The sequence below is a fragment of the Pontibacterium sp. genome (genome assembly GCF_041587635.1).
Classification (GTDB): domain Bacteria; phylum Pseudomonadota; class Gammaproteobacteria; order Pseudomonadales; family Balneatricaceae; genus Pontibacterium.
Window position 1 is genome coordinate 1 of record NZ_JBFGYC010000250.1, and the last position, 5,578, is coordinate 5,578.

7 protein-coding genes are annotated in these 5,578 nt (G+C 50.9%); 2 read left to right on the top strand and 5 right to left on the bottom strand.

All coding sequences use genetic code 11. The features are described 5' to 3' along the window. The 4 genes from purB to ABYW01_RS12650 form a co-directional block, all read right to left on the bottom strand. Nucleotides 1–1,264: adenylosuccinate lyase (gene purB, locus ABYW01_RS12635; RefSeq protein ID WP_372833216.1), on the bottom strand; the 1,264-nt coding region annotated here is incomplete at its 3' end. Nucleotides 1,265–1,487: 223 nt separating this feature from the next. Then, nucleotides 1,488–2,159 (bottom strand): high frequency lysogenization protein HflD, encoded by a 672-nt coding sequence (gene hflD / locus ABYW01_RS12640; RefSeq protein ID WP_372833204.1) that lies wholly within the window; start codon nt 2,157–2,159, stop codon nt 1,488–1,490. Then, complete coding sequence (mnmA, locus tag ABYW01_RS12645) at nt 2,159–3,280, bottom strand: tRNA 2-thiouridine(34) synthase MnmA (RefSeq protein WP_372833206.1); 1,122 nt, start codon at nt 3,278–3,280, stop codon at nt 2,159–2,161. The genes hflD and mnmA overlap by 1 nt, the downstream gene beginning before the upstream one ends. Before the next feature lie 18 nt (nt 3,281–3,298). After that, the gene (locus ABYW01_RS12650; protein ID WP_372833208.1) at nt 3,299–3,748 is read right to left on the bottom strand and encodes an NUDIX hydrolase; all 450 of its coding nucleotides are present in this window, start codon (nt 3,746–3,748) and stop codon (nt 3,299–3,301) included. Between the two features lie 115 nt (nt 3,749–3,863). Between ABYW01_RS12650 and moaE the strand changes: the two genes are divergently transcribed. After that, the gene (gene moaE / locus ABYW01_RS12655; RefSeq protein ID WP_372833209.1) at nt 3,864–4,322 is read left to right on the top strand and encodes a molybdopterin synthase catalytic subunit MoaE; all 459 of its coding nucleotides are present in this window, start codon (nt 3,864–3,866) and stop codon (nt 4,320–4,322) included. 14 nt (nt 4,323–4,336) lie between these two features. Here the strand turns inward: moaE and ABYW01_RS12660 are convergent, their stop codons facing one another. Beyond that, nucleotides 4,337–4,960: a pseudouridine synthase gene (locus ABYW01_RS12660; protein WP_372833210.1), complete on the bottom strand. Its 624-nt coding sequence runs from the start codon at nt 4,958–4,960 to the stop codon at nt 4,337–4,339. A 151-nt stretch (nt 4,961–5,111) separates the two neighbouring features. Here ABYW01_RS12660 and ABYW01_RS12665 point away from each other — a divergent pair. Then, on the top strand, nt 5,112–5,578 hold a 467-nt coding region (locus ABYW01_RS12665; protein WP_372833213.1), incomplete at its 3' end, for an isocitrate/isopropylmalate family dehydrogenase.

Genomic DNA, 5,578 nt, shown 5'->3' on the forward strand with positions numbered 1-5,578 from the left:
TAAACGTCTGAATGGTCTCTTTGTTCATCTCCTGGCCGCGGGTCAGGGCTTTCAGCTTCTCATACGGCTCTTCGATACCGTGGCGACGCATGACAGTCTGGATCGGCTCAGCCAGAACTTCCCAGGAACCTTCCAGATCGGCATCCAGAACAGCTGGGTTGATCTGCAGCTTGCTAATACCTTTCAGCGTGGACTGGTAAGCGATCATGCTGTAACCGAAACCTACGCCCATGTTACGCAGTACAGTGGAATCGGTCAGGTCGCGCTGCCAGCGAGAGATTGGCAGTTTCGCCGCCAGGTGCTGCATGATTGCGTTTGCAATGCCCAGGTTACCTTCGGAGTTTTCGAAGTCGATCGGGTTAACTTTATGCGGCATTGTAGAGGAGCCTACTTCGCCGGCGATGGTTTTCTGCTTGAAGTAACCCTGGCAGATGTATCCCCATACGTCGCGATCAAAGTCGATCAGGATAGTGTTGAAGCGGCAAACCGCATCGAACAGCTCAGCGATGTAATCGTGTGGTTCGATCTGAGTGGTATATGGGTTGAAGGTCAGGCCCAGGCTTTCTACGAATTCCTGTGCGTTTACGACCCAATCAACGTCTGCGTAAGCAGAGATGTGTGCATTGTAGTTGCCTACAGCACCGTTGATTTTACCCAGAATTTCATTGTTCTGAAGTTGTTTGATCTGACGCTGCAAACGGTATGAAACGTTTGCCATCTCTTTACCAACGGTGGTTGGTGAGGCGGTCTGACCGTGGGTACGGGACAGCATTGGCTCAGCTGCGTGCTCGCGACCCAGAGTAGCAATCTCATCGTTAACCTGTTGCATCATAGGCAGGACTACGTCCATGCCTTCTTTCAGCATCAGTGCGTGAGACAGGTTGTTGATGTCTTCAGATGTGCATGCAAAGTGAACGAATTCGCTGATTGCCGCCAGCTCAGCATTGTCTGCGATACGCTCTTTGATCAGGTATTCAACCGCTTTAACATCGTGGTTGGTTGTACGCTCGATCTCTTTAACGCGTTCAGCTTCGGTTTGACCGAAGTTGTCGACCAGTGCATTCAGCACAGCATTAGCTTCGTCGCTCAGTGCTGGTACTTCGGTGATCTGCGGGTGTGCAGCCAGTTTCTGCAGCCAGCGGACTTCAACAGTCACGCGTGCTTTGATCAGGCCAAATTCACTGAATACAGGGCGCAGGTCAGCAGTTTTGCTACCGTAGCGGCCGTCAACCGGGGATACAGCTGTAAGGGCGGAAAGCTCCATGGAATAGATCTCTTCGTTCACTAGTAAAAATCAAGGGCGGCATTATACCGAAAAAACCGCTCGCGCTATAGAGAACTGGAGAATAAGTCCCAGACTTTCCTTTTAGGTCAATAGATCAGCGCGATATACGGGAGGTTCTGGTAGCAGTAAAGCGCATATTTTTGCTACCAGAGGTTTGTTCCAGCCCATCAGGGCAGGTAGCTGGAACATGTTCGTGGGTTGCTCAAGGATGTGGTTGGATCTTCTTCAATGAAGGCCGCATTCGGGACTTAAAGAAGAACAGATGCCAGCGTTTGCCGCCGACCTGTCGCCACAACATGGCAGATCGGATACCTGCAAGCAGCAGTCCGCGGATCTTTGCAGCGTTTTCTGCATTTTGCAGATGACGGGGATCACCTCCAACCTGGATGCGGAAGCTAAAGGTGCTGATGGTTTCCTGATAGAGGCTTGCGAGGTTGGCGATGACGCTAGGATGGCAAAATGTCGATGGCGTTAGCATCGGATCTTCATTTTCCGGGCTGAAGTAGCGCGCTTGTTCGCGAATCTGATCCAGCCGGGAGCCCACGGACTGCATCATCTCTTTGTCGCTGCTAAGTTTGCGCTCCAGATGCATCATGCTTAAAGCATAACGGACAATGTCTTTGTTGTGTTCTGAGCGCTTCTTTTCAACCAGATCCTGCAAATTGCGCAGGCCCAGCTGAAGATTGAATGGCAGTTCTTGCGCGCCACCGTAAATCTCTTCTGTTGAGCTGGGATTGGTAACGAAAGTGCTGTACAGCGATGTTTCAAGGCTGTTTTGAGGGACCATTCCACGGGTCGCAATCTGCTCTACAAGTGCGGCCGCCTGAAAAAGGCCGGCCAGAGCGATAGCTTGTTCGTCGTGCTTGCGCGACATCAGGCCAGTTCCTCCGAATGATTATTTTTTCCCATATTCTCTATAACACCGCCACCGAGGCAAATATCACCATCGTAGAATACGACAGATTGTCCCGGTGTAATGGCCCGTTGAGGCACGTCGAACGAAACATAGTATTCGCCTTTTTCGTTCAGAGACAGCGTGCAGCCCTGATCGTCCTGACGATAGCGGATTTTTGCTCTGAGTGTCATTGGCAGCTGAGGTACTTCGCCGCTGATCCAGAAAATATCCGATGCCGTTAGCCAGTCAGTGTAGAGCAGATCGTGCTGCTTGCCTTGCACTGCGATCAGAACATTTCTAGTCAGGTCCTTGTCAGCAACGAACCAAGGCGCTTCTGGGTGATTTTTTAGCCCCCCGATATGCAGGCCCTGGCGTTGACCAATTGTGTAGTACATCAGTCCGGAATGATCGCCTATCACCTCGCCGTCCGGCGTTTCTATCTTGCCAGGCTGGGCGGGCAGGTATTGCTGCAAAAAATCCTTAAAGCGACGTTCACCGATAAAGCAGATACCGGTGCTGTCCTTCTTATTGTGGGTGATTAGGTCATGCTCTTCCGCCAAGCGGCGTACTTCTGGTTTCTCTAATTCACCTACAGGGAATAGCGTTTGTTTCAGCTCTTCAGTGCCTACCTGGTGCAGGAAATAGCTCTGATCCTTGTTTGCATCAAGGCCTTTCAGCAGAGCTGCTTTACCGTCAACTTCACCACGGCGCGTGTAATGGCCAGTGGCAATCAGCTCTGCACCCAAGGCTTTTGCGTATTCCAGGAATGCTTTGAACTTGATTTCACGGTTGCACAAGATGTCGGGGTTGGGCGTACGGCCAGCCTTGTATTCTTCCAGGAAGTGCTCGAATACATTGTCCCAGTATTCTGCGGCAAAATTTGCTTTGTGCAGATGGATGCCTAACTTATCACATACCGCCTGCGCATCGGCCAGATCATCTTTCGCCGTACAGTATTCTGTACCGTCATCTTCATCCCAGTTTTTCATGAACAGGCCTTCGACCTGATAGCCTTGCTGCATCAGAAGCAGGGCAGAAACTGAGGAATCAACGCCGCCGGACATGCCGACGATTACTTTGGTGTTTGCGGTGTCTGTCATTGAGGGATTGTTCTGTTCTTAATCCAGATGTTCAAATACAAAATCTAACGGGTAGTTCTTGCCCGCCAGATAATCATCAATACAGCGCAGTACCGTTGGGCTGCGCAAGCGTTCTTTGTTCGCTTCGAGTTCTTCGCGCGTCATCCACAGTGTGCGGATGATGCCGTCATCCAGAGGATTGTCTGGATAATGCTGTACTGCGTCAGCAGCGAAACAAAGGCGGTGATACGTGATTTTGCTGTTCGGGGACTTGTAAGCATACATCCCAACCACATACTTTAATTCTACTTTCCAGGCTGACTCTTCCATTGTCTCGCGCAGAGCTGCCTCAGCGAACAGCTCGTTTTCTTCCAGATGACCGGCGGGTTGATTTAGAACGACGTGCCCGCTGGATACCTCTTCGATCATCAGAAAACGGCCATCACGCTCTACAACAGTGGCAACAGTTGCGTGGGGCGTCCAACACATAGCGTTTCCTTTGGCATCTTACAAAAGCGCAAACGATAACATTAATGTTATTATTTTTCTTGTATGCGCTGTAATAAGTCCTTCAGCGCTCACGTAATTTATCAGAGGTATACGGATGTCCGGTACATATATAAAGGTTCAGACCGACGATTTTAATATTGGCCAGTTGTCAGAGCAGGTGCGGGCTGATGATGCGACCAGCGGTGCGATTGTGACCTTTACCGGGATTGTAAGGGAGATGGAGGTTGTTGATGACCATCTCAAGGCGCTTTATCTGGAGCATTATCCGGGAATGACAGAGAAAGCGCTGTTGTCGATTGCTGATCAGGCGCGTGAGCGCTGGGAATTAGGCAATATTGTTATCGTTCACCGTGTCGGTGAGCTGGCGCTGAATGCGAATATTGTGTTTGTCGGTGTGGGAAGCGCCCATCGCGACAACGCATTTCTCGCATCGCGTTTCATTATGGATTATCTGAAACGCGATGCGCCATTCTGGAAAAAAGAGATCACCGGCGACGGTGAGGAATGGGTTGAGCAGAAAAAGACAGATATGGATGCAGCGGAAGAGTGGTAAACATCCGCTGATTCTTATCGTGTGGAACGCCTGCGTGGATTAGATTTTCCAGTGGGCTTTCCTGTGCGGGGGCGTGTGCTTTTCTTCGGCGCGGGTAAGTTTATCTGCTCGCTGCGATAGGTGCCCGGCTCAATCCCGTTCAGCGTCCAGTTGCCAATGGCGTAGCGAATTAACCTGAGCGTCGGAAAACCCACCGCGGCAGTCATGCGGCGCACCTGTCGATTGCGCCCCTCTGTAATCTTTATCTCTACCCAACTGGTTGGCTGGTTTCGACGCTCTCTGATAGGAGGGTGTCTTGGCCAGATATCGGGCTCTCTCATGCGCTGGGCTTTTGCCGGACGTGTCATTCCGTCTTTCAGTTCGACGCCTTGGCGCAGTCGCTGCAGTGCATCTTCATCAATATCACCTTCAACCTGCACCCAGTAGGTTTTTTCCATCTTAAATTTTGGGTGGGCGAGTTGGTGTTGCACGTTTCCATCGTCGGTCAGCAGTAGCAGACCTTCAGAGTCGTAATCAAGACGGCCTGCAGCGTATACGCCTTTCTCTTTCACGTAGTTCGCGAGGGTGTCGCGACCTTCGTTGTCTGTGAATTGGGAAAGTACGTGGAAAGGCTTGTTAAAAAGAAGAACGTTAGACATCTATGCTTCTTGTATAAGGGAAAAGGTCGGGCGCCAACGGCGCGTTCTGGCTGTGCTATATATTACACGCTGCACAGGATAATTCTAAGAACGCAATTGAGTCTGCGTGAAGTGTTGCGGGCGTAGGCTACTACAGGTAATGGAGATAGTTATGGGATACCAGAATATTCAGGTTCCGGAAGGACAGAAGATCACGGTGAATGACGATTTCTCGCTTAACGTACCTAGTAATCCAATCATTCCCTACATTGAAGGTGATGGCATTGGGATGGATGTCTCGCCGGTTATGATCAGTGTGGTGAATGCTGCGGTTAAAAAGGCGTATGGCGGGCAGCGCGCTATATCCTGGATGGAAGTCTATGCCGGTGAGAAAGCGACTGAAGTATACGATCAGGATACATGGTTGCCAGAGGAGACGTTGGCCGCATTTAAGGAATTTAAGGTGGGCATCAAGGGGCCGCTGACGACCCCGGTGGGTGGCGGTATTCGTTCGCTAAATGTGGCGCTGCGTCAGGAGTTGGATCTCTACGTTTGTCAGCGTCCGGTACGCTGGTTTGAAGGCGTTCCCAGTCCGGTTGTTAAGCCGGGTGATGTGGATATGGTGATCTATCGGGAGAA